Source organism: Nonomuraea corallina (genome assembly GCF_027620315.1).
Taxonomy (GTDB): domain Bacteria; phylum Actinomycetota; class Actinomycetes; order Streptosporangiales; family Streptosporangiaceae; genus Nonomuraea; species Nonomuraea corallina.
Window position 1 is genome coordinate 1 of the sequence record NZ_JAPNNL010000107.1, and the last position, 24,585, is coordinate 24,585.

Genomic DNA, 24,585 nt, shown 5'->3' on the forward strand with positions numbered 1-24,585 from the left:
TTGGCGATGTCCGCGCCGTTGTTGTCCTTCGCCTGGTCGTTGCCCCAGCGCGACAGGTAGTAGGCCGACACCCACTGGTTCTGCCACGGGCTTCCGCTGTCCAGGTCGGTCTTCAGCCACCAGTGGTTGTACGCGCTCCCGACCTGCACGACGGGTCCCCAGGCGCGGCAGTAGACGTAGTTCGTGCCGCCGTTGAGAGTGCCGGTGCGGGTGCCGCCGGGGGTGGCGTAGCCGGGGGCGTCGGCGAAGGTGTCGACCCAGTATCTGCCGGGCGTACCGCCCCCGCAGTTGTTGCTGGTCTCGTAGTGCTGGTTGTAGGACCAGGTGACGGGGATGAGGTGGCCGTCGACGGCCGCTTGCACGACGACACCGTTGAGGCGCTGCTCGAAGTGCAGGTGAGCACCGGTGGTGGCGCTGCCGGTGGTGCCGACGGCGCCGATCTGCTGGCCCCGGCCGACGGATGCGCCGACGCCGACGGCACGGCTGGCCAGATGCAGGTAGCGGGTCACCCAGCCACCTCCGTGATCGATGACGACGGTGTTGCCGGCGTCGGAGTAGAAGGTGGAGGTGATGACGGTGCCGGCCGCGGAGGCGAGGGCGGGGGTCCCGTGCGTGGCGCCACTGGCGGACACCATGTCGACCATGTACTGACTGGCGTGGCCTCCGTGAGTGGAGGTCGTCCAGCGCTGGCCGCAGGGGACGGGCATCTGGAAGGACGGCGTCGCGAGGGTGGTGGGGGGCTCATCCGCGCGGGCGGCGCCGCCCGGGATCAGGACAACGGCGCAGACGGCGAGGGTGGCTGTGAGACGGGATAAGAGCAGGCGGACAGACGATGTCATGTGCTGCGCTCCTCCTCCATATGGATGGGGGGTGGAAGGAGATGACTACACAGATCAACTCGAAGTTAGCATCATTGATCAGAGAAGCAATGAAAACTTTCTCCACCTCGGCCTGGCCCATGGAGGAAGGGCGGGCGCCCAGAACGATCATGCGTGACGGGCAACGGCAGGATCACTCCGCAGAGTGGCAGGAACCGTTCCCCCGCATCGACCTCCGCCTCGACATAATGGCCGGTCGAGGCTCCGCGCCCCGGTGACGTCGTCCGGGCCTCCGGTGAGCGTGTCGGACGACTGTTTCCGCGGACACATCAGGAACAGAAAGGGTGGCCTTGACATGGTCAAGATGCAGGTGGAGATCTGGTCGGACATCGTTTGCCCGTGGTGCTGGATCGGCAAGCGGACATTCGAAGCCGCTGTTCGGAAATTCGACGGTGTGGCCGAGATCAGCGTGTGGCACCGGAGCTTCGAACTCAACCCGAACGGCCCCGAACAGGGCCGATATTCAGTGCCCGAGTACATGCGGGAGGCGCTGGGCATGCCGATGCCCCGCGTGCTGGAGACGCTCAAGCTCATCACCCATGCCGCCGCCGAGGTCGGGCTGCACTACCGGATGATGGAATCGCGCGCCGCGAACTCGTTCGACGCGCACCGGTTGCTGCACTTCGCCGATTCCAAAGGGCGAGGTGAGGAAGTGCGGGAACGGGTGTCGCACGCATTCGTGGCGACCACGATGGACATCGCCGACCGCGACACGTTGTGCGTGCTCGGCAGCCAGGGCGGACTGGACGAGGCCGAGGTCGGGGCGATGCTGGAAAGCGGCGAGTTCGGCGCCGCCGTTCGCCGTGACGAGGCCGACGCGCGCCGAGCCGGGATCAGCGGCGTCCCGGCCTTCCGCTTCAACGGACGAACCGTCATGAGCGGTGCGTTGTCAGTCGCGGACCTGGAGTCGATCATCGCGGATGAGCTAGCGAAGGCGCCCGCCAGGCGCTGATCAGTGCTCCGTTCCCTGACGGCCACGTACGTCGCGCCCACGAGATCATCGCCGCACTCGGCACGGGGGGCGGACGGACAGGGCTCGCCCTGTCTTTGGCAGGACTCTGCCGACGACTGGCAGGCAAGGATCTTCTTCGTCGCCGGGTCGGATCGACATGATGAGCGCCTGACCATCTCCCAAGCAAGCAGGTACGTCATGACGAACTTCACGAAGAGAGCCGTCGCCGCCGGCTTCATCGCTTTCTCCGCTCTGTCCATGCTGGGAACCGCGGCTCACGCCGTCCAGCCCACCGGCACCGGCACCGTCACCGTCCAGGCCCCTTACTGGCAGTCTCACGGCCCCTTCGGCACCTGGTCCCACTGCGACTCCGAGAAGCGCACCTACGTCCGCTACTACCAGGTCAGCTCCTGCTACATGTACAACGGCTCGTGGTGGTTCGACTGGCGGGACCGTTAGTCAGCGGGATCTGATGCTCGGCTCCGTCCACCGGCGGGGACGACGACGGCGGCCATGATCACAGATGTGATCATGGCCGCCGTTCTGCTTTGCTGCGCCCTTGGCGCCTCCCTTTGGCCTCTCACGGGCTCGCCGGTCCCGCGTCCAGGAGAAGCCGCTCGGCCAGGGCCACCAGTTCCCGATCGCCGGTGATGCCGGCGAGAACCCGCCGGAGGACGCCGACATATGTGGCGCGCGCCGCGGCGACGACGTCACGGCCGTGATCAGTGATCTGTGTGTAGACTCCAACAGCCGGGTCCGAGGCGAGCGCGCGCCCGCGCCCAGCTCGGCTGGCGGCCCCGTCGCACCTCCGTACTGGACTGGATCAGAAGCGATCTGACCAGGTGAGCCCGTCCGGCCGGGGGAACGACCGGCGGCCGGAACGCCCCGTCACCGCTCTCCGGCGCGCCAGATGGTGCTGCGCAGGTCGACGCCGCGAATGACCTGGACGCGCCAAGGCTCCAGCCGCAGAAGGTGCAGCGAGGGATCATCCGGCCCGCCGCGCCAGAAGTTGCCGAGGTCGTAGCCGGCTCCCGGAGGGCTGGTGCGCCGGTACAGCTCCCACACGCGGCGTTTGGCCCCTGGGTCGTCGACCCATGTGGCGACGGCGTCGACGCTCACCGCGTTCTGCTGAGGCGTCCAGTAGCTGAACGTCGTGTGCGGATTGCCCGCCAGGTGGGCGGCCTTGACCGGTGTCCGGTAGGTGGCCAGCCAGCCGACCGGACCGTCGGCGGGGGTCTCCCACACCGGGATCAGCACCCGGGCGCGGGGCCGTCCCTTCGCGTCGACCGTGGTCATGGTGGCGTAGACGATGTCGCCGACATAGGCGTCGAACTGCCGCTTGATGTCGGCGAACGAGGTGACGTACGCGGTCATCGCGCTTTCCTCCGTGTCCTGGGAGTGGTCAGACGGTGGTGGCGGGATGCTCGGACGGGGCGTCCCGCACCGGCTCCCCCGGCGTGGCTGAGGAGGAGCGCAGGCCGGAGGCGACGATGAGGGCGCCCAGCACCGCTGCCGCCAGCGGGACCACCAGCGCCGCCCGCAGCCCTTCGAGGCCCCCGCCGGCGGCGGCGCTGACCGCGGTGACGGCTGACAGCCCCAGGGCCATGCCGAACTGGATGGCCGTGTAGAGCAGGCCGCCCGCCAGGCCCTGCTCGTCCTCCGCGATCCCTTCGGTGGCGGCCATCGTCAGCGGGCCGTAGGACAGCGCGAAGGACATGCCGAGCAGGAACAGCGCCGGCAGCATCGCGGCGTAGGTCCAGTCCATGCTGAGGGGCAGCAGCAGCAGGTAGCCGACCGCGGCGCACACGATGCCGCCGAACAGCACCTTCGCGTTGCCGAAGCGGTTGACCAGGCGAGGCGTGAGCGTAGGGGCGAGCACGGTGTCGATGCCGATCACCAGCATGGCCAGCCCGGTCTGCAGCGTGCTCCAGCCGCGCAGCTCCTGGAAGTACAGCGTCGCCACGAACTGGAAGCCGGCGAACGCGAGCATGAACAGCAGCGCCGCCGCGTTGACGCGCACCAGCGGCGCCGAGCGCAGGATGCCCAGCCGCACCAGCGGCGACGACGAGCGCCGCTCGATCGCGACGAACGCCCCCAGCAGCAGGAACGCCGCGACGAAGACGCCGGCGGTCAGGGCGGGCCCGTCGCCGGGCCGCTCCAGCCGGACCACCCCGTACGCCAGCAGCAGCATGGCGGCGGTAATGGTGAACGCCCCCGACAGGTCGAAGCCGCCACGCGGGCGGTCGCCCCCGGTGTCGCGGACGAGGAGCATCGCCGCCACGAGGATCACAGCGGCCAGGATGACGGGGGCGAAGAACACCCATCGCCAGCCGAACGAGGCCAGCACCCCGCCCGCGACCAGCCCCAGCGAGAAGCCGCCCGCGGCGGTGCCCGCGTACACACCGAGCGCCTTGGTACGTGAGGGGCCTTCGGGGAAGTTGGACGTGATCAGGGCCAGCCCGGCGGGCGCCATGAAGGCGGCCGCCACTCCGGTGACGAACCGCGCGACCAGGAGCATCCAGCCTTCGGTGGCGAACCCGCCGAGCCCCGAGAAGACCAGGAAGATGGTCAGCCACAGCAGGAACATCCGCCGGTGGCCGAGCAGGTCGGCGGCGCGTCCGCCCAGCAGCATGAAACCGCCGTAGCCGAGCACGTAGGCGCTGACCACGCCGCTGAGCACGCCGGTGGACAGGCCCAGGTCGGCGCGGATCGACGGCAGCGCGACGTTGAGCATCGCCACGTCGATGCCTTCGAGGAAGATCGCGCCGCACAACACGAGGAGCACACCCCACGCGCGTCCTGTCATGCGCGCATGGCGGCCGGCCGCTCCGCCGGCGGGCTCGTCGGGGAATGAGGACATCTGAGGTGACTCCCTTGCCTGCGGGAACCCGCCTTCAGAGCGGTTCTCTGACGGCCTCCCGGTTCCCTCTTGTAACCGACAGCATCATCAGGCACTATCGACAGGCATGGAAGACGGCACTTTCCAGTCCCTCGGTTACTGCGCGAATACCGGCGTCGACGACGACGTCATCCAGTGGGACCAACGCGCGGACTGCGAGGTACGGCAGATCCTCGACCGCATCGCCGACAAGTGGTCCCTCCTGGTGATCTCGCTGCTCGACAAGCGGAGCCTGCGCTTCACCGAGTTGCGCCGCGCCATCGACGGGATCAGCCAGCGCATGCTGTCGCGTACGCTCCGGCACCTGGAGCGGGACGGCCTGGTCAAGCGGATCGTGTATCCGACCGTGCCGCCGCGGGTGGACTACGAGCTCACCCCGATGGGTGCGACCCTCCACAGCACCATCCACGCTCTGGTCCTCTGGACGGAGGAGCACCAGAACGCCATCGCCGCGGCCCGCGCCGCCTACGACGAGCGCATCGCCGCCGAGCAGGAGGAGGTCTTCGGCCGTCCGGCCACCGCCGGCTACTCCGGGGCATCACCGGGCCGCCCCTAGGGTCTGCACGTCCGGCCCGGCCGAGCCCCCGTACGTGGCGATCTTGTATTCGACCGCCGTGAGGGAAAGGGTCAGCTCACGGATCCGGCGGCGGATGGTGTCGCGATGCTCGACGAGCACCTCGAGCCGTTCCGGCACCGTGTGCGCTCCGGCGTCGACGAGCGAGATGTAATGCCGCAGGTCGCGCATCGGCATACCGGACAGCCGCATCCTGGTGAGGAACACCAGGCGCCGAACCGCTTCTGCGTCGTAGAGGCGATGACCGTTGCCGTCGCGGGCCACCTCGACCAGCCCGGCCCGCTCGTAGTAGCGCAGCGTGTGGGGCGAGATGTCGAGGAGGCCGGCGACCTCGGCGATCGTCATCGTCCCGGGCAGGTCGCCCAGGTCGCCCAGGCCGGCGAGGTGGTGGATCGCCTCGGCCGACAGCGGACCGTCGTCCCCGAGCGCGTCGAGCGCCCTGGTCATCAGATCGTCGGTGGCCACGACCACGAGCCTAGATGGGCCGTACCGACGCGGGGACACCCGCGAAATCGGCGCTGCGGGCGGTCTCGGCCCACTGCTCGACCTCCTCCAGGCCGCGCCGGTAGGCATGCGAGATGCGCTCGACCGCCTCGCGGCCGAGCGGCAGCCGCAGCGGCACCTCCTCACCGTGCGCGAGGGAAACGATGATCTCGGCCGCCCGCGCCGGGTCGCCTTCCTGGCGGCCGTCGGTCCCGGCCATGTCCGCACGGACGTCGGCGAGCACGTCACGGTAGGCCGCCGACGGCTCGGCGAACTCGATCACGTCACCCCTGTTGAAGCCGGTCCTGAACCGGCTGGGCTCGACGAGCATCACCCGGATCCCGAACGGCGCGACCTCCGCGGCCAGCGCCTCGGACCAGCCTTCGAGGGCGAACTTCGAGGCGGAGTACGCCGACACGCCGGGGAACGACGTCCGCCCGCCCTGGCTGCTCATCTGCACGATCGTCCCGGTGCCCCGCTCCCGCATCGCAGGCAGCACCGCCCGGACGAGCGCGGCGGGCCCGAACAGGTGCAGATCCATCAACGCGCGCAACTGCGCGTCGCCGACCTCCTCGACCGCTCCGACCACGGCTCGGCCCGCGTTGTTGACCAGCACATCGAGCTGACCGAAGCGCTCCAGGGTGTCGCGCACGAGGTCGGCGGCCGCGGCGATGTCCCGGGCATCGAACTTCGCGATCAGGCAGGTGTCCGGGTACCTGACCTCCAGATCGGCCGCGCCCTCGGGCCGGCGCACCGCCGCCACCACGTGGTCGCCCGCCGCGAGCGCCGACTCCGCCAGTGCGCGTCCGAACCCGCGGGACGCGCCCGTGATGATCCAGGTCTGTGTCGTCATGGCGCGGACGCTACGCCTTCGAGCGCGCTCGAACGCAAACTGACATGACCACCAAAGAGGACCGCGCCTCTGCGGATGGTGTCGTATGGCCCAAAGACAGCCGAGGAAAAAGTGAGCCCCAGGTCCGATGATGCGATCCCGGGGCCACTCGTGCAACGATTCTTCAGGAATACGGAGCGACAGAAATCGGCAGGCAAGTGAATTCAGTGTGCGAATTCCGCCCGGCCGCCGGCTGAGATGATTTCTCTCGCTCTGTCAGCGTGCTAGGGACACCATGGAGCCTTGGTGGCGTAAAGGGTGACCGATGTGACCGTGGAGCCTATATTGAAACTCTGGAAATCACAGAACTCGCGATGGCCGTCCGGCCATGCCGGGTAGGTGACGTAGCCGGACCAGCCGCCGGCGGAGAACTTGGTGGCGCTCCTGCCGACCTGGTAGGTGCCGCTGCAATTCCTGCTCCAGGTCCCACCGCTGGTGTAGGTGAGAACCGCAGAGGTTGACTGGCACCCCATGATCCCGACATTTCCGGATGCCGCGGATGCCGGCGCCGGCGCGAGGACCATGGCGGTGGCCATACCCATGGCCGCGAGCCCAGCCTTCACTTTCCTACCGTTTGGACGATTCATCAGCATTTCCCCTATTCGTGGTGATTTGTCCGCTTTGTGAGCCGACTACGCCGGCCCGATGACCATTCTTTCCCGCCTGCCATGGCGGCAGATGCACCAGCATTGACGATTCGTGCAATATGCGGATGTGGATTGATGCCGTTGCGGGGAGTTCGCGTCACGTTTCGTGGACGTTCCGTGGCATATCGTAGTTTTATACGGGGTTGAGCGACAGGTTGGATTGCGCTATGGCGGGAGCGGCGACCACGGCTTCTCGTTTTCCTGAAGTATCGCAATGGACCGGATCTGCCCGTCACGATGACGGAAACGACGCTTACCAATACCCTTGTTGAATACCGGAATGCAAAGCCCCTGATATCCGATACGAGGTCTGCTCGCCATGCGGCTTCGAAGAAAACGCTTCGCGAGAATCGGCGGTCCTCCCCGCCCGACGGCGCGACCGTACGCGGGGTCGTCCGCATCTAGAACGAGCCCGAACCGACATGGGGTGTACCTAGGTGCACCCAGGGCGGCATCCAGGGCCATTCTCTTCCCGCCGCGCCGTTCCTAGGCTCGCCCGCATGACATTCATACGTACTCTCAGCTCAGCGGTTGTGAGCTTGGTCATGGTCATGGCAGGGGCCGCGCCGGCGGACGCGGCCTCGAGGAATGCCGTACGGACCGATGCGGGTTGGGTGCGCGGCGAGATCGCCCGGGACCACCGGGCCTTCAACGGCATTCCCTACGCCGCTGCTCCCGTGGGTAGCCTGCGCTGGCAGTCGCCCCGGCCGGTGACTCCATGGCGGGGCGTCCGCGACGCGACCCGCCCAGGTGACAGGTGTGCCCAGTCCGCGGATCTGTGGGGGTTGCCGGCCAGCGACAGCGAGGACTGCCTGTACCTCAACGTGACCGTCCCGCGTTCGGCCACTCCGCACCGCCCCCGGCCCGTGATGGTCTGGTTGCACGGCGGCAGCCTGACGAAGGGCGCCGGCAGCGACTACGACGCGAGCCGCCTGGCCACGCGCGGCGACGTCGTGGTGGTCACCGTCAACTATCGGCTGGGCGTGTTCGGCTTTTTCGGGCATCCTGGGCTCGCGAACGGCGGGGCCTACGGGCTGGAGGACCAGCAGGCCGCTCTGCGCTGGGTCCAGCGCAACGTGGCGGCCTTCGGCGGCGACCCCCGCAACGTCACGTTGTTCGGGGAATCCGCCGGGGCGCATTCGGCGTGCGCCCACCTGGCGTCGCCCACCGCTGCGGGGCTGTTTCGCCGGGTGATCCTCCAGAGCACGCCGTGTTCGCAGGTCGCCTTCACCCGCAGCGACCTGAGGCCGCTCATGGACATCCCGATGTGGGTTCCCAAGGCCGCCCACGAGGCGCAGGGAACCGCCGCCGCCACCGCGCTCGGCTGCACCGATCCGGAGACAGCCGTCGCCTGCTTGCGCGGCAAGCCCGTATCCGAGCTTCTCGCGCTGGAGCCGCTCGCCCTGCCGGGCTACGGCAACACCGTGCTGCCCGCCGATCCGGAGACCGTCTTCACACAGGGCCGCTTCCACCGGGTGCCGATCCTCACCGGCATCACCCGTGACGAGGGGACCCTGTTCGCCTCGCTGATGTTCGCCGGTCTCACCGAGCAGGGATACCAGGATGGCCTGCGTCAGTTCTACGGTGACAAGGCGGCGGCGATCGCGGCGGAGTATCCGTCCCGTGGACGGCCGGTGCAGGCCGCCGCGGCGATCCTGAGCGATCTCGACTGGGCCTGGGCCGGTCGTGCCAGTGACCGCATGCTCAGCCGGCACACCCCGGTCTACTCCTACGCGTTCGCCGACCGTACCGCGCCGCCGATCTTCCCCCTTCCCGGCGGTGTGGAGCCGCTCGCCTCGCACGGATCGGAACTGCCGTTCCTGTTCCCCGGGGCCGCGCTCACCCACGAGCAGCGGAAGCTCGGCGATATGATGATCAAGTACTGGTCCCGCTTCGCGGCGACCGGCGACCCCAACGCTCCTGGCCTGCCGCGCTGGAGCCCCGTGCGCACCGGGCATGTCCATCGCCTGGCTCCGGGCCCCGGTGGCGTCGGCGTCTACGATCAGGACGCCCTCCACAAACTGGACTTCTGGGACCGCCTGGCCGGCCGCTGACCTGCCGGACTCCGGGCTGTGACCGGCGGTACCTCAGCCCGGAATCCGCACCATTGTTCGGCCGCGTACGTCACGGTCAGCTGATACCGATGACCAGAGCGTCGCGGGCGGCGTCGATGACCTCGGCGGTGATCCGGTCAACGCCGCCGTTGAGTTCCATCACCCGTTCGGCTTGTTCCAGAAGCCGGGTGACCAGCCGGAAGTTACCCGCGGTGGCGGCGGGGTGTCTGTGGGGTCTGAAGGCGCCGAGGGCCTGCCTTCTATCGGGTCTTCTGCACGTGGGTGGTGTCGGTGTCGAGGAGGGTGCCGTCGGCGCTGGTCGGCGCGATTTCCGGTACAGGGATGCCGTGCTGGTCGACAAGGGTGGAGTGGGTCTCGCTGGGCGCGAAGGCGTGGCGTTCCCCCCACTGTCGCAGGGTGAGGATGACCGGGAAGAGATCGCGGCCGGCGTCGGTGAGCACATACTCCTGGCGGCGGCCCGATGGTGCGGCGCGCTGGGCGAGGAGCCCGTAAGCGGTGAGCTTGCGGAGGCGGTCGGTGAGGATGTTGCGGGCGATGCCGGTGCGTCGCTGGAACTCGGTGAACGATCGTGCCCCGTCCATCGCGTCGCGGATGACGAGCAGGCTCCACCTGTCGCCGACGAGGTCGAGCGTGCGGGCGACGGGGCAGTCGGGGTCGGTCCAGTCGAGGTTCGGGGCGCGCATGGTGGTGCGCGACATGACACCTCCCGATGAGTTGCGGATTGAAACCATTCTGCCGTACCGTTCAATTGGTTGCAATTTACTACTATTCGAGATGGAGGGCGATGGACGTGTGGCGGCGGTTGCTGCTCGCGGTGGTGTGTGGTGTCACTGTGGCGAGCGTCTATGCCGCGCAGCCTGTTCTGGAGCCCATGGGACTTGATCTCGGTGTGTCGGCAGAACTCACCGGGTGGATCGTCGCGACTGGCCAGATCGGCTATCTGGCAGGACTGCTGCTGCTGGTGCCCCTTGGCGATGTGGTCGACAGGCGCCGGCTCATCGCCGTGCACCTGGCACTCACCGCAGCGAGCATGATTCTTACGGCCTCGGCGTCAGCCGCATGGGTGGCGTTCGTGGGGCTCGCGGCGGCTGGGGTGTTCGCGGTCGTGGTGCAGACCACGGTGGCCTACGCGGCGTCGGTCTCGCTGCCTGCCGAACGCGGGCGCGACATCGGTGTCGTGACCTCGGGCGTTGTGGTCGGCATCCTGGGCGCGCGGGTCATCGCCGGCGCGCTCGCCGAAGTGTGGGGCTGGCGGAGCGTCTATGTCGTGCTCGCGGTGCTGTCACTCGGGCTCGCGGCCCTCGTCCTGGTCGTACTGCCGCCAGAGGAGCGCCCCAACCGCCCTGCGGGGTATCGGCGGGCCGTCGTCTCACTCGGCGCGCTGTTCGGAGAGCGCATCTTCCTGACGCGCGGGCTCATCGCGTTCTTCTTGTTCGCATCGTTCGGAACCCTGTGGAGCGGGCTGTCCCTGCCGCTGGCGGACACGCCGTGGCAGCTGAGCGAGAGTCAGATCGGGCTGTTCGGCATCGCCGGACTCACCGGCGCACTCGGCGCGGCACGCGCGGGACGGTGGGCGGATGCAGGACGGGCGGCCCCGGTCACCGCTCTCGCGCTCACCCTGCTCATCCTCTCGTGGGCAGCGATCGCGCAGCTGCCGTGGTCACTGTGGCTCCTCGTCGCCGGAATCGTGGTTCTCGACTTCGCGGTCCAGGCCGTGCATGTGAGCAACCAGCACCTGCTCACCGCCGCGCATCCGGATCGCACCAGCAGCGTCATCGGCAGCTACATGGTCTTCTACTCGCTCGGCTCCGCCCTCGGCGCAGCCGCAACCACCGCCATCTTCACCACCCACGGCTGGGCGGGCTCCAGCCTCCTCGGGGCCGGATTCGCGGCCTGCGCACTGGCCGTCTGGGCGACCGACAGGCGGCTACCCCTCGATAGCGCGAACCTCCGGTCCGAGCGCCCCGAGTTGCAGCACGGTTGAACCGGGGAGAGAACGATGCCGGGCATGCCGATGAGGATCAGCCCGAGGCTGCTGCGGTCGTGGAAGTCACGGACCTGCTCAAGGGCGCGGATGGTGAGCCGTTCGGACTCATCAGAGGCTGGTCTCGCACCAGCACGACCGTAGCGAAGGCCGACGTAAGGGGAGGTGCGCACGGTGTCGGCGAACGCCGATCAGACCAGATGAGCTCTTCGGGGACGCCGGCGGCCTTGAGGGTATCGACCGGGTGAGATCTTGAGCGGTGGTGCTGACCCGGGCATGCCCGAAGTCCACGAACCTCGTGGTGCCGAAAGCCGACGCCGTGACAAGGATTACGAGAACCGCTTTCGAGACCAACTTACGAGACTGGCCGACAAGAGCATTGCGGGTGATCAGGCGGTGACTGAGCGGATCTGAATAGCCGCAGGCGGACATGGGCGAGAGACTCAGCGATGGTCCGTGAAAGCAGCAAGGCACTTCGGGCAAGAAAGGGCGACCATCGTTCACTTGACCCACCGGAGACGCCTGCATGGCCGTTCCACCTGAAGTGGCCGACCCACCCGATCTACGGGTGGACTTCGAGCAGATCTTCAATGCGCACTTCTCCGAGATCCACCGCTACATCGTCAGGCGGTTGTCCGACGACGTCGCTGACGACCTGGCCGCCGAGGTGTTCGTGGCGGCCTATCGGGGTGGCTATGACGCCTCGCGCGGCGGGGTGCGTCCGTGGCTGTACGGCATCGCCACCCACCTCATCGCACGGCACCGCCGTACCGAGATCCGTAGATGGAAGGCGCTCAGCCGGACAGCTGAGCGCGCCGAGCACAGTCATGAGCACAGTCCCGAGGACGCAGCCCTGGCCCGCGTGGCCGCGGGCCGGCTGACCGGCAAGCTGGCGGGGGCGCTGGCCGGACTCAGTCGCGGGGACCGCGACGTCGTGCTGCTGAGCGTGCTGGGCGACCTCAGCCACGCCGAGGTCGCCGCCGCCCTGCAGATCCCAGCGGGGACGGTCGCCTCCCGGCTCAACCGCGCCCGTAAGCAGCTCCGCAAGGCACTCGGCGACGTCAACCCGTTGGAGGACACCCATGAATGAGCTCAGCCTCCTGGCCAGAGCGCTGCCTGATGCTCCGCCACCCTCGGTGGAGGTCGTCGAGAAGGCCCGCCTCAGGCTTGCCGCCACCCAGCGCAAGCCGGTACGGCCAGGTAGAGCGAATCGGCGTGGCCCCGCCTGGGGATGGACCCTGGGAGCGGCCGCGACAACGATCGCCGTCGTCATGGCCGTCGTCACGCTGGTGTCGAACATGACCACTGTTCCCGCACCGATGATCGTGCCCGCGAGCGGCAACGATGCCCTGCTCCGGCTGGCGGACCAGATCGCGCAACTGCCGGACGAGCGCGACGACTACTGGCGCAGGCCGCTGCTCAACAACGGGCTGATCAGGGTCCGGGCGGGCGGCGAAACGTTCAACGTCCTGCAGTCGTCACGAATCGACCTCTGGCATCCGCGCGACCCCGGCGACCCCGTTCATGTGGAACAGTGGCAGCAGTTCGTCCGTCCCGCCACCAAGGCCGACGAGCGTGCATGGCAGGCGGCCGGTTCTCCGGGCACGGTCCAGCGCGCGTGCACGCCGGGAACCCGCGCCGGCGACTGCGCGCAGATCCGGCTGAGCTCCAAGCCCTCTCAGTGCGTTTACACGCGCGCGGCCGAGCCGGGCGGCGTGCTCAGTGATAGACGGCTGGGTGAACTCACGCTGGCCGACCTCTCGGCGCTGCCCGACGACGCCGAACAGCTCCGAGAGAAACTGCGAACCTACTGGAAGACCCGCAAGAACAGCCGGCCCGAGGACAGCTTCAAAGACTTCCTGCCCATGGCCTTCGCCCTGCTGGAGCTCCCGGTCAAGCCCTCGGTCAGGGCGGCCACCCTACGTCTGCTCGCCGAACTGCCGACGACCAAGGTGCGCGGCTCGATCATCGATCCTCTGGGACGTCCGGGAATCGAGGTCACCTTCATCAAGAGCGAGGGCTTCACCGCCCAGTTCGGTACCGATGACGAGGTGGCTCAGCGGTACACCACCATCCTCGACCCACACACCGGCACCGTCTTGGCGGCGAACGTCGCGATCGCGGCCGAGAGCACGGAGGGGCTCGCCAAGGGGACGTTCATGAACTATCAGGCCTGGGCACCTGAGGCCGGCTGGACCAGCGAACGCCCCGAGCGCCCACGCGGCTGCCGGCTCAGCGACCGTCCCCTCCCGTGACGGGCCGCCAAGGGCACGCCCGCTCACCACCTTCCTTTCTGCCCGCGCCTGCGGGCGGCGAGACCGCATCCGGGGTTTTCAGCGCGCGAGCGCTTCTCCGGAGACCGCGGCGCGCGAAGTCGTCACCTCACGAGAAGCTCATCTCCGACAGGCCCTTCTCCAGCGTCACGTCAGGCGAGTAGCCCAGCTCCTTCCTGGCGGCGGTGATGTCGTAGGAACGGTCACGGCCGGCGAAGCCGACCAGCCAGTTCGTCAGCGGCGGCGCCGTCTTCCGGCGGAGCAGGCGGGCCGTGCGGTCCATCATCGCCGCCATGGGCGCCGCCATCGCCAGAGGGACGCTGCGGCTCTTGGACAGATCCACGCCGCGGGTCGCCAGCAAGGGGGTGAGGAAGTCTCGGATGGGCATCGGCGTGCCGTCCGTCACGTAGTAGATCCCCTGGTGGCGGCCCCGCGTGAGCGCGAGGATCGCGGCACCGGCCAGGTTCTCGACGTGTACGAAGTCGACGATGTGCCTGCCGTCGTCGATCCAGGCGAACCGTCCGCCCTCGGCGACCTCGACCATCTCGTTGATCGTCGTCATGCCACGGCCCCAGATGAACGGCGGGCGGAGCACCACCAGCTCGGTCTTCCCGCTGCGGGCTTTCAGGAGCGCGCGCTCGGTGGCCGGCTTGACCCGGCTGTAGGCGATGTTCGGCCGGCCCTCCGGCGTCGACTCGTCGACTCGTCGACTCGTCGACGACGGGACGGCGTTGACTGCCCGTGGAGACGGACGCGGCGCTGATGAGCACGAAGCGTCGCACCCCGGCCGCGACGCTCGCGGCGTGCAGGGCGGCCGTCGGCAGATGATTGACCTGGTCGAAGAGCGAGTCGGGCCCCCAGAACTCCATGTGAGCCGCGACGTGCACGACCGCGTCGGCCTCCCGCAGCTTGGCGAGCCAGTTCGGCGCCGGCGAGCCGGTCCGGCCCAGCTCGGCGAGGTCGCCGGACACGGGTTCGGCGCCGGCCGCACGTACGCGCTGGCTGCCGGCGTCCGATCTGGCCAGCGCCGTGACGTCATGTCCCTCGGCCACGAGGCGGCGCACGAGAGTGCCGCCGACGAAACCGCTGCCGCCGGTGACGAAGATCTTCATGTGTTCACTCGTGGTGATTGAGTCCGGTGCTGCTCGGAATGCGACCTTCGGCCACTCGGATGCATAGACATCAAATAGTTCGATATCAATGCATCGATGTCTATGTAATCTCCCCTACGATGGGGACGTCAAGTGGGAGGTGGGCGATGCCACACGCGAACAAGGGCGTGACCGCAGCACAGGTCGCCGACGAGTTCAGCCGTACGGCGAAGGTTCTCGTACGTCACTTCAACGAGCGCCTGGGCGAGCACGGGGTGTCGACACCGAGATCCCGCCTGGTGGTGGAGGTGGCGCGTTCGCAGCCGGTACGTCTCACCGAGCTCGCTCTCGCGGTCGGCATCGCGCAGGGAACCGCCTCCACCCTGGTCGACGCGCTCGTCCGCGACGGACTGCTCGAACGCCAGACCAGCGCGGACGACCGCCGGTCCGTACTTCTTCGAGTGACGGCGCAAGGGGCCGCACTGGCTCAGGACTGGACGGCAGGCTATGAACGGGCGGCGGAAGAGCTGTTCGGGCCACTCACCCCCGAGCAACTGTCGACACTGGTCGACATATTGCGGACGCTCACCGCCGACGAGGCGTCGGCCGCCGACGACTGAAGAAAGCCTGAACCCGCTCGACCATCGCCCACGTCGACCAGTTCGTCCCCGCCGAGCTGATCGTCCACGACGGCGACGAGGTGATCACCGCGTGCCTGGCCGAGCTCGGCCTGTGCTCGGCCGGCAAGTCCCCTGTGGCCCGCGAACTCGGCCGTCTGCTGGACGCGCCGGCCACCCACCTGGACACGGTCTAGCCGCGCGACGTCACCGGCGCGGGCTCGAGGGCGGCAGCCACCGACGCCTCGTCGTGACGGTTCGCGACACACCTGCGGACCTGCCGGACATGACCTAGGCATGAATGTCACTGACACCGAGCCTCCGGAGCGCACCCAGCGCTTCGGCCGCCTCTACGAGCAGACGTATGCCCCGTTGCTGCGGTTCGTCGAGCGTCGCGTCCACCCTTCTCACGCCGAGGACGTGGTCGCCGACGTGTTCCTCGTCGCTTGGCGGCGCCTGGACGACGTGCCGCCGGCGGTGGATGAGGCGCGGGCTTGGCTGTTCGGCGTCGCGCACCGCACACTCCGCAATGGGTTGCGGGCTGACCAGCGACGGCAGGCGCTCACCGTCCGCATCGCCGACGGCCGGCTGACCGGTGCCGCGCCGGCCGGGCTGGACCCCGAACTGGTGGCACGCCGGCTCGACCTCGTCCAGGCGTGGCGGCGGCTCAGTCCGATCCACCGGGAGACGCTCGCCTTGGCCGTGTGGGATGGCCTCACAGCCCCGCAAGCCGCGCGGGTACTCGGTATTTCCCCCGTCGCGTTCCGGCTTCGGCTCACCCGGGCCCGGCGTGCCCTGCGCCACCACACCGACGCGGCTCCCACTGCGAAAACCCAGCCCCTGACGACCGCCACCACCGACTCTCGGAGCACGCGATGAACGACATCCTCGACCGTACCCTGCGCGACCTCGACCCCGCTGTAACCCCTGCCGACCTCGACACCAGCACCGATCCCAAGGCTCGTTCCCTGCTGGCCCGGGTGGTCGCCACCGACCCGATGGGCGTGCCCGCACCGACGATCAGCAGCCGTCGCGTGCTCACTGCCCGGCGGCTCGCCATGGTGAGCGGAGGTGTGGCTGCCGGCATCGCGGCGGCGTTGCTGCTGCCCGGCGTGTTCGGCGGCGGCACGGCGATGGCAGCGTGGACCGCGACACCGCACACGGTGAGCGGTGACCGGGCCGCCGAGGCCCAGGAGAAGTGCCTCGATAACGCCCGGGACGACGCCAGGCGCACGACTGGGCGCGAGTTCGGTTTCCGACCCGTGGTGACCGAGGGGCGGGGGCCTTGGACGCTCGTCTACGTCAACGACGGTGGCAGCCACCTGGCCGAGATCACCTGCCTGCTCCGCGATGGCGACCTCGTCGGCTCGCATGGCAGCACGCCGGGGCCCGGCGCGCAGCCGCTTCCGCCTGCTCCGGCGGGATCGGCGCGGGCGTCCCTCGGCGCGGGCACGAGCTCGAGTGAGGAGAGCGTGCGTACGGTGACCGGCAGGGTCGGTGCCGGCGTGGTGGGCCTGGAACTCGCCACAGAGGCGAAGGGCAGCGTCACCGCGACCGTCACCGGCGGCTACTTCGCGGCCTGGTGGCCGGACGCACCGATGACGGAGGAGCGCGAGAACGCCTCACGCTGGGGCGGCGTCACGGGCGTCACGACCATCCTCCAGGACGGGTCGCGGCGCAGCGTCTCGCTCGAGGAGCTCACCGGCCGGACGAGCACGCAGGTGAACACCCCGGCCACGAGCGGCTCCGTAAAGCTCGACTGACCTGGCCATCCGCGGCGTTGCCCTGCCTCACGGCAGGTGGACGGACCACGGGCCGGCGGCCTCGTCCAGTTCGCCGGCCCGCGAGCGCGGCCTCAATCCTGGCGCAGCCCGAGCGCCTCGGCAGCCGTCTCCAGCGCGGCCAGGTGCTCGTCGACCGAGCCGAGCCCGGCTCCCATGGTGTTGACCGCGATGTGGGTGGCACCGGCCTCCCGCCACCGGCGCGCCAGCTCGGCCAGTTCCTGCGCACTGCCCGTCCAGTCGACCCGCCCTTCCATGCCGAGCGAGGCGGGATCGCGGCCCGCCTCGGCGGCGGCATCGTCGACGATCGCCTTGGCCTCATCCAGCTCCGGGCCCGGGGACATCTGCGGGAACCAGCCGTCGGCCAGCCTCCCGGCGCGGCGGTACGCCCGAGGTGAGTAGGCGCCGAACCAGACGGGGATCGGCCGCTGCACCGGCAGCGGGGCCAGTCCGGCTCCGGTCACCTTGTCGAAGGCACCCTCGAAGGTGATCGACGGCTCGGTCCAGAGCCTGCGCATCAACGCGACCTGCTCCTCGATGCGCCTGCCCCGGGTGGTGAAGTCCTGGCCGAGGGCTTCGTACTCGACATGGTTCCACCCGAGTCCCACGCCCAGCCGCAACCGGCCGGCGCTGAGCAGGTCGACCTCGGCCGCCTGCTTGGCCACCAGGGCCGTCTGGCGCTGGGGCAGGATGATGACGGAGGTGACGAGTTCGAGCGAGGTCAGGGCGGCAAGGTAGCCGAACAGGACCATCGGCTCGTGGAACGTGCTGCGCACGTCGTAGGGGCCACGCCAGCCCCGGTGAACCTCGGGGTCCGCCCCGACGACGTGGTCGTAGGCCATCACGTGCCGGAAGCCGAGCGCCTCGACTCCCTGCCCGTAGGCGCGCACGGCGCCCGTGTCCGCCCCGATCTCGGTCTGGGGAAAGACGACACCTATCCGCACTCTCGCTCCCGTCTCGTGCAAGCCGAACGTACCGACCATCATCGCGTGCGCTACCCCGGTCGAGCGCAAGCGACTGTCTCCGGTCGGCCCGTGTTCGTGAAACGGTCGCCCGGCGGCCGTGCTGGCGGCGGTCCGTCAGCACGGTGATGACGTGGCTGGTGTGTCCGGCCAGCGGGGCCAGAGCGTGACCTGCGACCCAGTCCTCGGCGGCGGCCGGTCTGGCGCGCGGCAGACACTGCCCGGCCCGGCCGCCGGGGACGGCGATCACATCGTGCGGCCGGCGGGACGCCGGTTCGGCGTCGTAGACACCCCGAGGGTGGCCATTCGTTCGCGGGGGACCGTAGGTTGGAGTCGTGTCAGTGGATCTTACTGTGTCGCTCCCCCGACCAATAACGTTGGCCACGATGCTGCAGAGCGCGACTCGAACCATGAAGTCTCTCCTGGAGATGAGCGCTGTGCCCACCATGGCCATTGGAGTGGGCCGGGAATATCAGGAGGGAACTCCCCGCTCGATGGGTAGAGCTCTGAATGATAACGAGCTGCACGCGCTGATGATCGGCGGAAGCATTCCCTCCGAGCCTACGGACGATCTCGGCGGCTCACTATTCTTCGAAGTGGAAATAGCCGGCCATCGGGATCGAGCGTGGTTGCATATATTCGACAACCCATGGTTGCCAGAATTCGATGACGAGGGAACGCTGCCAGTAGTCGAAGCCATCATCAGTCCTACCAGGACCGTAGTCGGAGTCGTGGTATCCCTCTCTGTGGCTCTAGGGGTGGCGATCGCGAGCGCGGGTAGAGTGGTCCAGGATGAGATTAAGGTGATGTCATCCGATCTCGATGATTTCGAGTCATTCATTGCCGAGTATGGACTAAAAGGGGGCGGAGGGAACTTCGTCGATCGGTGTGAGCATTTCCTGCGGCAGTTTCCCCAGCTCAACGGCTGGCCTCTGGACGTCTCGATGCACTGATAATCTGCAGGAATTCCAATGTCGAGGCATCCTGACTCGACATCCCGGACATCGGACGTGGGGCCGTCAGCCTAGGACCACGACCCAGCCGTTGGCGGTGCCGACATATATCGCGCCAACAGTTCCTTGCGTGGGGACGTCGCAGGGCGGACCACTCTTCATGAAGTCGGGCAGCCTGTCCCGCGAGAGGTTCTCGGCGTCTATGTAAAGCTCCACTCCCGTCTTAGCTCGTCGCCGAATCCCAGGACGAGATTGAACCCAACCGCTACGACTACCCGCACCTGCTCGCCTTCTGCGGGGTGTTCACGGACAGTTCCGGCCTTGGGCGCAAGAGGGACTGAAAGGATCGCTTCCCGGCGCGGCGTTGATCGTTTGCCGGACCGCCGAGCCTCCTCCCATGTGATGTGTGGAAGCGTGGTATTGGTGGATGAGCCAGACGCCGCCCGCCCGTTTGGCCACGATCGACAGGCATATCAGGTGGACGTCACCGGTAGCTGCGGTGAAGGTCACCTCCGCAAATCCGTGCACGGTCTCCTGGCTCAGCTGGCCACCGGATATCACCTTGACCTGTGCCGTCGTGCCGCGGGGGACCCTGGCGTAATAGTCGAAGATCTCCTGTGGACCGTGTCCCAGCTTCGGACTGATGCCCTGGAAAAGCGCGTCCTGGCTGAACAGGGCAGCGATCCCGGCCGGGCGGTGTGCGTTGAAGGCCTGCTGCCAGTCGTGGAGCAGCCTGGTGAGGACGTCTGTGGCCCTGGTGTCGGTCATCGCGGGGAACCTCCGTGCAGGGCTTCCCGCGTCCACTCGTGTCGCGGCTGCGTGTGCAGCTGCCAGTAGTGCTCGGCGATGTCGTCAGGGTCGAAGTCGGTACCTGGGGCGACCGGGCCCGCAACGGTGACGCTCGCCACGTGCACTCCGGCAGGGCCGTACTCCTGGTCGAGCAGGGTGACCAGGGTACGGACACCTGCCTTGCCCAGAGAGAGGCTCACGTACCGCGGCTTGGGCTCTGGCATACCGCCCGTGATGAGGATCGTTCCATGCCCGCGTGCCGCCATGGCGGGCGCGATGTGAGCCGCAGCGTTGAGCGCGCCAACCACGTTCACCGCCCAGGCCTCCAGATGGCCGCGTACTGACAGCTCGCCCGGCGCGTCCGCCTGGATGATCGCGGCGTTGTACACGACGACGTCCGGCACGCCGTGCTCGCGGACAACCTCGTCAAGCGCGGCCTTCAGCCCAGCCTGATCTGTGCTATCGGCCTTCAACGTGACAACGGGGACTCCACTGCGAGCAACCGCATTGGCCCCGGCACGCAACGTCCGGTCGCTCCGAGCGATCAGCGCTATCGGCAACCGCTCCCTGGCGAATTTCCGAGCCACCGCCTGCCCGATCCCCGGACCTGCACCAATGATCACGGCACCCGGCATTGTCTACTCCTTACTCTGTGGATCAGCGATACTCGGGACGGTAAGGCATCACATCCATGTGAAGGTCAAGGGGGACGGAACGGGATGCGGATCGGCGACCTGGCCCACAAGACCGGGGTGAACAGGCGACTGCTGCGCTACTACGAGGAGCAAGGCCTCCTCAGGCCGGTCCGGCTGGACAATAACTACCGCGAGTACACCGAGCCGGACATCGCGAAAGTGCGCCACATCCGCACCCTGCTCGCCGCCGGGCTTTCCACCGCCGTCATCTCCCGGGTTCTGCACTGCGTGCACGGAGCTGACGAACTGGTAGTGCCTTCCGGCTGCCCGACCTTCATCGACGACTTACGACGCGAACGGGCTCATATCGCCAAAATGATCAATCAGCTTGAGAGTTCGCAGGAGATCCTGGACTCGATCCTCGATGCGGCACTACAACAGCCAGCGGATGTGACGCCAAAACCCGCAAGTCACGCCTCACCCTAGAACTGCTCAACGTGGCAGCTCAGGCGGCTCCGCCCGGCGCAGCTCACGGACCTCCCGCACGAGCTCGGCGATCCGCTGCGCATCGGCTGTCGAGGCGCCTGGACGCCGTCCTCCACCGACCTCGGCCTGACGGACCCGGCCGCGCGACACCTCGCGGTGCACGCCGAGTTGCTGGCTACCCGGGCGATGGCACCCGGCGCGTCAGCCCTCTGCTCGCGGACCTTAAAGACCATCCGCACCGTACGCTCACGTACTTCCTGCGGGTACTTCCTGAGGGCCGGCATCGCGTGTGATCTCTCTTCCGCCAGCATGCCGACTTCGGAGGTCTCCAAGAAAGTCGGAGCGGAGCCTCTGCCTTTACGCCGTAGATCATCATCAAGGCACTGCCTGAGACGAGCTCGGGTGAAGGCACGTCTGTTGAACATCAGCCACCACGCGGGGTTACCGAACGAGTCCGCTGCCGGCCGTTGCGAGGCGGCGGAAGGAAGGCAGTGACGGCTCATCCGGGGGTCAGATCAGGGTCAGATGATCAAAAAAGCCGGACCCCGCTCTGGGAGTCCGGCTTCTGACCTGCTGCTATGTGGTGGGCGATACTGGGATCGAACCAGTGACCTCTTCGGTGTGAACGAAGCGCTCTCCCGCTGAGCTAATCGCCCGCCCTGCCCGGCCCCCGTAGGGCCCGACGGAGAAAACCATACCGCACTCCCGCACCCGCTGGCGAAACGGTAGGCGGCGGGGTGAGGATTCGGGGTGAAACGCGGCGGTTGCCCACCGCTGTGGCAGGCCCTTGGCATACCATCGTCGTGTCCCGGCTGTACGCCCGAGGTGATCAGGAGCAGGAACGATCACCGGCGGCCTCCTGGGCGAGATCCACAAGACGCAAAACCCTTGCAAATACGACCCGACTGATCCCGTTTAGCCTGGTAGATGCCTAAATGTCCAGCTGTGAGTTGCGTTACAGAAGGCCCTTGGAGCGGAATCTTTCCAAGAGGTTCCTTCGTTCCGCCGTCAGAGCTCGGACGCGGACGAAGTACGCCCGAGCAGTGATAGCCCCGTAGAGGGGACCTTCGACAAAAAGGTTTGGCTGACGATGAACAGCACCACCGTCTCCGCCGAGCTTGGCCTTCGGCTTGTGGTCCCCGACCGTACTACCGTCCCCCTGCTCGCCGGGCTGAGCTACACAGCCGACGATCCGTATGCCATCCGCATGGCCTTCCACGTAGGGAACGACGAACCGGTCGAGTGGATCTTCGCCCGTGAGTTGCTGACCGTCGGCATCGTGCGGCGGGTCGGCGACGGCGACGTGCAGGTGTGGCCCGCGCGCGCCGACGGCGAACGCACCCTGCACATCAGTCTGACCTCCCCCTTCGGGCAGGCGCTGTTCGAGGTGCCGCTAGCCCCGCTCACGGAGTTCCTGCACCGTACGTATGAGAAGGTGCCGGCGGGGCGGGAGACCGACTACATGGATCTGGACGCCGAGCTGTCCAACATGCTCTGGCCGAGCTGAGCACGCAACCGCCCCCCGTCAGCCGAGTTGGTCGAGGATCTTTCGCATCCTGGCGATCTCGATGCTCTGGCCCGCGTACACGTCTCGCGCCAGGAGCCGCATCCGCTGGTCCTTGCCTCCGGCCAGCGCCTCCTCCGCCATCTTGAGCGCGCCCTCGTGGTGCCTGATCATGAGCTGCAGGAACATGCGGTCGAAGGCGCCGGCCTCGGCCGCGCGCAGGGCCTTCAGCTCGTCCTCCGTCGCCATCCCGTACCCTTCCATGCCGCCGCCGTGGTCGTGACCGGACGGGACGCGGCGGCCCAGGCCGGTCAGCCACTCCGACATGATGGTGATCTCGGGCTGCTGGCTGATGGCGATCTGCTGGGCGAAGCCGAGCACGGACGCCGTGGTGGTGCGGCCGGCCGCCAGGCCGGCCATCTCCAGTGCCTGGCGGTGGTGGGGGATCATGCCTTCGGCGAAGCGCACGTCGGCCGCCGTGGGCGTGGGAGGCACCTGGCCGAGGCGTTCGCCAGGGGTCGCGGTGCGGGCCGTCGCGCCGGGGCCTTCTGGGACGATCACGGGGGCCTCGGTGCCGATCGCCGACGGCTGCTCGGGCTCGTCACCGCAGCCCGCCAGGGCGGCGGATGTCAGCAGAACTGTGACCCATAGCGCGCGCATTCCGGATCTCCCTGGCATAGCTTCCATACTGAGCTATCAGACGAGGGGGCAGGCGTGATCTTCGCCAAGGTTCGACGGGCCGCGCTGGGGGCGGCCTTCCTGCTGGTCACCGCATGTGCCGCGAGCCCCGAGCCGGAAGGGGACGCGTCGCCGCCGGCCAGCGGGCAACCGCAGACGTCGGCGAGCCAGGCCGCGCCCGGCGAGGTGCTGACGAGCGACAACGTCACGCACGTGGTGAACGTGCCGCGCACCGCCCCCCTCAACGGCCCGATGGACTGGAACACCGACCTGGCCTTCCAGGGCGACTACCTCTACATGGGCAACTTCGGCGGTTTCTCGATCTTCGACATCAGCGAGCCGACCACCCCGAAGATCGTCAGCCAGGTGTCCTGCCCCGCCCAGCAGAACGACGTGTCGGTGTACGAGAACCTGCTGATCCTGTCGATCGACGCGCCGCGCAGCGGCGAGGACTGCGACTCCACCGAGAGCCAGGCCTCGTGGGAGGGCCTGCGGATCTTCGACGTCAGCGACAAGAAGAGCCCGAAGTACGTCGGAGCCGTCGCCACCGAGTGCGGCTCGCACACCCACACGATGGTGCCCAAGGACGGCAAGCTGTTCGTGTACGTCTCCTCCCCCGGCCCCGAGCCTTCGTCCGAGACCTGCCCGCCGCCGCACCAGCTGCTGCAGATCGTGGAGGTGCCGCTGGACGACCCGAAGTCGGCCAAGGTGGTGGCCAGCCCCGAGATCCCGATCGAGGGCCAGGGTGAGGCCACCGGCTGCCACGACATCACCGCCTACCCCGAGAAGAACCTGGCCGCGGCCGCCTGCTTCGGCGACGGCTTCCTGCTCGACATCACCGACCCGGTGAGCCCCAAGCTCATCCAGCAGGTCACCGACGATGAGAACTTCCAGATCTGGCACTCGGCCACGTTCAACAACGACGCCACCAAGGTGCTGTTCACCGACGAGCTGGGCGGCGGCTCGGCCCCGACCTGCTCCGCGCAGGTCCCCGTCACCAAGGGCGCGAACGCCGTGTACGACATCGTGGACGGCAAGCTGGAGAAGCGCGGCTACTTCAAGATCCCGCGTGAGCAGCAGGAGACCGAGAACTGCGTCGCCCACAACGGCTCACTGCTGCCGATCCCGGGCAAGGACATCATGGTGCAGGCGTGGTATCAGGGCGGCGTCTCGTTCCTCGACTTCACCGACTCCGCCAACCCGAAGGAGATCGGCTTCTTCGAGCGCGGCCCGTACCCGGAGCGTGGCATCGCGGGCTCCTGGTCGGCGTACTACTACAACGGGTACGTGTACTCGGCGGACATCCAGATGGGCCTGGATGTGCTGCGGATCGACGACCCGCTGACGGACCCGGCCAAGAACGTGAAGATGGACGACTTCAACGTCCAGACCCAGAAGAGCTACTGAGCCGGGTGCGGCTCGGCGCCGGCCC

26 protein-coding genes, 1 tRNA gene and 1 pseudogene are annotated in these 24,585 nt (G+C 68.1%); 14 read left to right on the forward strand and 14 right to left on the reverse strand.

The annotated features are described in order from the left end of the window. A partial coding sequence (locus tag OUY22_RS23750) for a M23 family metallopeptidase (RefSeq protein ID WP_270157317.1) occupies positions 1-839 on the reverse strand: 839 nt, incomplete at its 3' end. A 334-nt stretch (positions 840-1,173) separates the two neighbouring features. Between OUY22_RS23750 and OUY22_RS23755 the strand changes: the two genes are divergently transcribed. Both OUY22_RS23755 and OUY22_RS23760 read left to right on the forward strand, forming a co-directional pair. Beyond that, on the forward strand, positions 1,174-1,830 hold the full coding sequence (locus OUY22_RS23755) for a DsbA family oxidoreductase (protein WP_270157319.1): 657 nt from the start codon (positions 1,174-1,176) through the stop codon (positions 1,828-1,830). Positions 1,831-2,028: 198 nt separating this feature from the next. After that, positions 2,029-2,289, forward strand: a complete 261-nt coding sequence (locus OUY22_RS23760; RefSeq protein WP_270157320.1) for a hypothetical protein — start codon at positions 2,029-2,031, stop codon at positions 2,287-2,289. 429 nt (positions 2,290-2,718) lie between these two features. Here OUY22_RS23760 and OUY22_RS23765 read toward each other — a convergent pair whose 3' ends face one another. Further along, on the reverse strand, positions 2,719-3,204 hold the full coding sequence (locus tag OUY22_RS23765; RefSeq protein ID WP_270157321.1) for a pyridoxamine 5'-phosphate oxidase family protein: 486 nt from the start codon (positions 3,202-3,204) through the stop codon (positions 2,719-2,721). Between the two features lie 28 nt (positions 3,205-3,232). Further along, positions 3,233-4,636 carry an MFS transporter gene (locus OUY22_RS23770; protein WP_270157322.1) on the reverse strand — a complete coding sequence of 468 codons (1,404 nt, stop codon included), beginning with the start codon at positions 4,634-4,636 and terminating at the stop codon, positions 3,233-3,235. Positions 4,637-4,796: 160 nt separating this feature from the next. Here OUY22_RS23770 and OUY22_RS23775 point away from each other — a divergent pair, with 160 nt between their 5' ends. Continuing rightward, on the forward strand, positions 4,797-5,285 hold the full coding sequence (locus OUY22_RS23775; protein ID WP_270157323.1) for a winged helix-turn-helix transcriptional regulator: 489 nt from the start codon (positions 4,797-4,799) through the stop codon (positions 5,283-5,285). Here the strand turns inward: OUY22_RS23775 and OUY22_RS23780 are convergent. The 3 genes from OUY22_RS23780 to OUY22_RS23790 all read right to left on the reverse strand — a co-directional run bounded on the left by OUY22_RS23780 (position 5,268) and on the right by OUY22_RS23790 (position 7,241). Further along, the gene (locus OUY22_RS23780) at positions 5,268-5,768 is read right to left on the reverse strand and encodes a MerR family transcriptional regulator (protein WP_270157324.1); all 501 of its coding nucleotides are present in this window, start codon (positions 5,766-5,768) and stop codon (positions 5,268-5,270) included. The genes OUY22_RS23775 and OUY22_RS23780 overlap by 18 nt on opposite strands. Positions 5,769-5,778: 10 nt before the next feature. Further along, positions 5,779-6,639, reverse strand: a complete 861-nt coding sequence (locus OUY22_RS23785; RefSeq protein WP_270157325.1) for an SDR family NAD(P)-dependent oxidoreductase — start codon at positions 6,637-6,639, stop codon at positions 5,779-5,781. Positions 6,640-6,902: 263 nt separating this feature from the next. Then, positions 6,903-7,241, reverse strand: coding sequence for a hypothetical protein (locus OUY22_RS23790; protein WP_270157327.1), 339 nt, complete (start codon positions 7,239-7,241; stop codon positions 6,903-6,905). Positions 7,242-7,825: 584 nt separating this feature from the next. On the opposite strand from OUY22_RS23790, the gene OUY22_RS23795 reads away from it, so the two are divergent. Beyond that, positions 7,826-9,379: a carboxylesterase/lipase family protein gene (locus OUY22_RS23795; RefSeq protein WP_270157329.1), complete on the forward strand. Its 1,554-nt coding sequence runs from the start codon at positions 7,826-7,828 to the stop codon at positions 9,377-9,379. Positions 9,380-9,639: 260 nt separating this feature from the next. On the opposite strand, the gene OUY22_RS23805 is transcribed toward OUY22_RS23795, so the two are convergent. Then, entirely contained in the window at positions 9,640-10,098 is a 459-nt protein-coding gene (locus OUY22_RS23805; RefSeq protein WP_270157330.1) for a winged helix-turn-helix transcriptional regulator, read from the reverse strand. An 86-nt stretch (positions 10,099-10,184) separates the two neighbouring features. On the opposite strand from OUY22_RS23805, the gene OUY22_RS23810 reads away from it, so the two are divergent. The 3 genes from OUY22_RS23810 to OUY22_RS23820 all read left to right on the forward strand — a co-directional run bounded on the left by OUY22_RS23810 (position 10,185) and on the right by OUY22_RS23820 (position 13,639). Beyond that, complete coding sequence (locus OUY22_RS23810) at positions 10,185-11,384, forward strand: MFS transporter (RefSeq protein WP_270157331.1); 1,200 nt, start codon at positions 10,185-10,187, stop codon at positions 11,382-11,384. 526 nt (positions 11,385-11,910) lie between these two features. Continuing rightward, positions 11,911-12,474 (forward strand): RNA polymerase sigma factor, encoded by a 564-nt coding sequence (locus OUY22_RS23815; RefSeq protein ID WP_270157332.1) that lies wholly within the window; start codon positions 11,911-11,913, stop codon positions 12,472-12,474. Beyond that, positions 12,467-13,639 carry a CU044_5270 family protein gene (locus OUY22_RS23820; RefSeq protein ID WP_270157334.1) on the forward strand — a complete coding sequence of 391 codons (1,173 nt, stop codon included), beginning with the start codon at positions 12,467-12,469 and terminating at the stop codon, positions 13,637-13,639. The genes OUY22_RS23815 and OUY22_RS23820 overlap by 8 nt, the downstream gene beginning before the upstream one ends. A gap of 127 nt (positions 13,640-13,766) precedes the next feature. On the opposite strand, the gene OUY22_RS23825 is transcribed toward OUY22_RS23820, so the two are convergent. Next, the gene (locus OUY22_RS23825; RefSeq protein WP_408638195.1) at positions 13,767-14,486 is read right to left on the reverse strand and encodes an NAD-dependent epimerase/dehydratase family protein; all 720 of its coding nucleotides are present in this window, start codon (positions 14,484-14,486) and stop codon (positions 13,767-13,769) included. Next, a pseudogene (locus OUY22_RS36955) lies at positions 14,422-14,769 on the reverse strand (NAD-dependent epimerase/dehydratase family protein); the annotation flags it as partial. The pseudogene OUY22_RS36955 and the gene OUY22_RS23825, both read right to left, overlap by 65 nt. A 146-nt stretch (positions 14,770-14,915) precedes the next feature. Here OUY22_RS36955 and OUY22_RS23835 point away from each other — a divergent pair. From OUY22_RS23835 to OUY22_RS23845, 3 genes are all read left to right on the forward strand, one after another. Beyond that, the gene (locus OUY22_RS23835; protein ID WP_270157335.1) at positions 14,916-15,368 is read left to right on the forward strand and encodes a MarR family winged helix-turn-helix transcriptional regulator; all 453 of its coding nucleotides are present in this window, start codon (positions 14,916-14,918) and stop codon (positions 15,366-15,368) included. 294 nt (positions 15,369-15,662) lie between these two features. Further along, a complete protein-coding gene (locus OUY22_RS23840; RefSeq protein ID WP_270157336.1) occupies positions 15,663-16,244 on the forward strand; it encodes an RNA polymerase sigma factor in 582 nt (193 codons plus the stop codon). After that, positions 16,241-17,128, forward strand: coding sequence for a hypothetical protein (locus OUY22_RS23845; protein WP_270157338.1), 888 nt, complete (start codon positions 16,241-16,243; stop codon positions 17,126-17,128). Before OUY22_RS23840 ends, OUY22_RS23845 begins: the two co-directional genes overlap by 4 nt. Positions 17,129-17,220: 92 nt before the next feature. Here the strand turns inward: OUY22_RS23845 and OUY22_RS23850 are convergent, their stop codons facing one another. Next, positions 17,221-18,090, reverse strand: coding sequence for an LLM class F420-dependent oxidoreductase (locus OUY22_RS23850; protein ID WP_270157339.1), 870 nt, complete (start codon positions 18,088-18,090; stop codon positions 17,221-17,223). A 404-nt stretch (positions 18,091-18,494) separates the two neighbouring features. Here OUY22_RS23850 and OUY22_RS23855 point away from each other — a divergent pair, with 404 nt between their 5' ends. Next, entirely contained in the window at positions 18,495-19,061 is a 567-nt protein-coding gene (locus OUY22_RS23855) for a hypothetical protein (RefSeq protein ID WP_270157340.1), read from the forward strand. A gap of 303 nt (positions 19,062-19,364) precedes the next feature. Here the strand turns inward: OUY22_RS23855 and OUY22_RS23860 are convergent, their stop codons facing one another. Next, the gene (locus OUY22_RS23860) at positions 19,365-19,829 is read right to left on the reverse strand and encodes a YybH family protein (protein ID WP_270157341.1); all 465 of its coding nucleotides are present in this window, start codon (positions 19,827-19,829) and stop codon (positions 19,365-19,367) included. Next, positions 19,826-20,485 (reverse strand): SDR family NAD(P)-dependent oxidoreductase, encoded by a 660-nt coding sequence (locus OUY22_RS23865; protein ID WP_270157342.1) that lies wholly within the window; start codon positions 20,483-20,485, stop codon positions 19,826-19,828. Before OUY22_RS23865 ends, OUY22_RS23860 begins: the two co-directional genes overlap by 4 nt. Before the next feature lie 84 nt (positions 20,486-20,569). Here OUY22_RS23865 and OUY22_RS23870 point away from each other — a divergent pair, with 84 nt between their 5' ends. After that, entirely contained in the window at positions 20,570-20,971 is a 402-nt protein-coding gene (locus OUY22_RS23870; protein WP_270157343.1) for a MerR family transcriptional regulator, read from the forward strand. A 581-nt stretch (positions 20,972-21,552) separates the two neighbouring features. Here the strand turns inward: OUY22_RS23870 and OUY22_RS23875 are convergent. Continuing rightward, a tRNA-Val gene (locus OUY22_RS23875) sits at positions 21,553-21,627 on the reverse strand. Positions 21,628-22,061: 434 nt separating this feature from the next. On the opposite strand from OUY22_RS23875, the gene OUY22_RS23880 reads away from it, so the two are divergent. Next, positions 22,062-22,478 (forward strand): SsgA family sporulation/cell division regulator, encoded by a 417-nt coding sequence (locus OUY22_RS23880; RefSeq protein ID WP_270157344.1) that lies wholly within the window; start codon positions 22,062-22,064, stop codon positions 22,476-22,478. Positions 22,479-22,496: 18 nt separating this feature from the next. Here OUY22_RS23880 and OUY22_RS23885 read toward each other — a convergent pair whose 3' ends face one another. After that, positions 22,497-23,135, reverse strand: a complete 639-nt coding sequence (locus tag OUY22_RS23885) for a DUF305 domain-containing protein (RefSeq protein WP_270157346.1) — start codon at positions 23,133-23,135, stop codon at positions 22,497-22,499. Positions 23,136-23,189: 54 nt separating this feature from the next. Between OUY22_RS23885 and OUY22_RS23890 the strand changes: the two genes are divergently transcribed. Continuing rightward, complete coding sequence (locus tag OUY22_RS23890; protein WP_270157348.1) at positions 23,190-24,560, forward strand: LVIVD repeat-containing protein; 1,371 nt, start codon at positions 23,190-23,192, stop codon at positions 24,558-24,560. Positions 24,561-24,585: the final 25 nt, after the last annotated feature.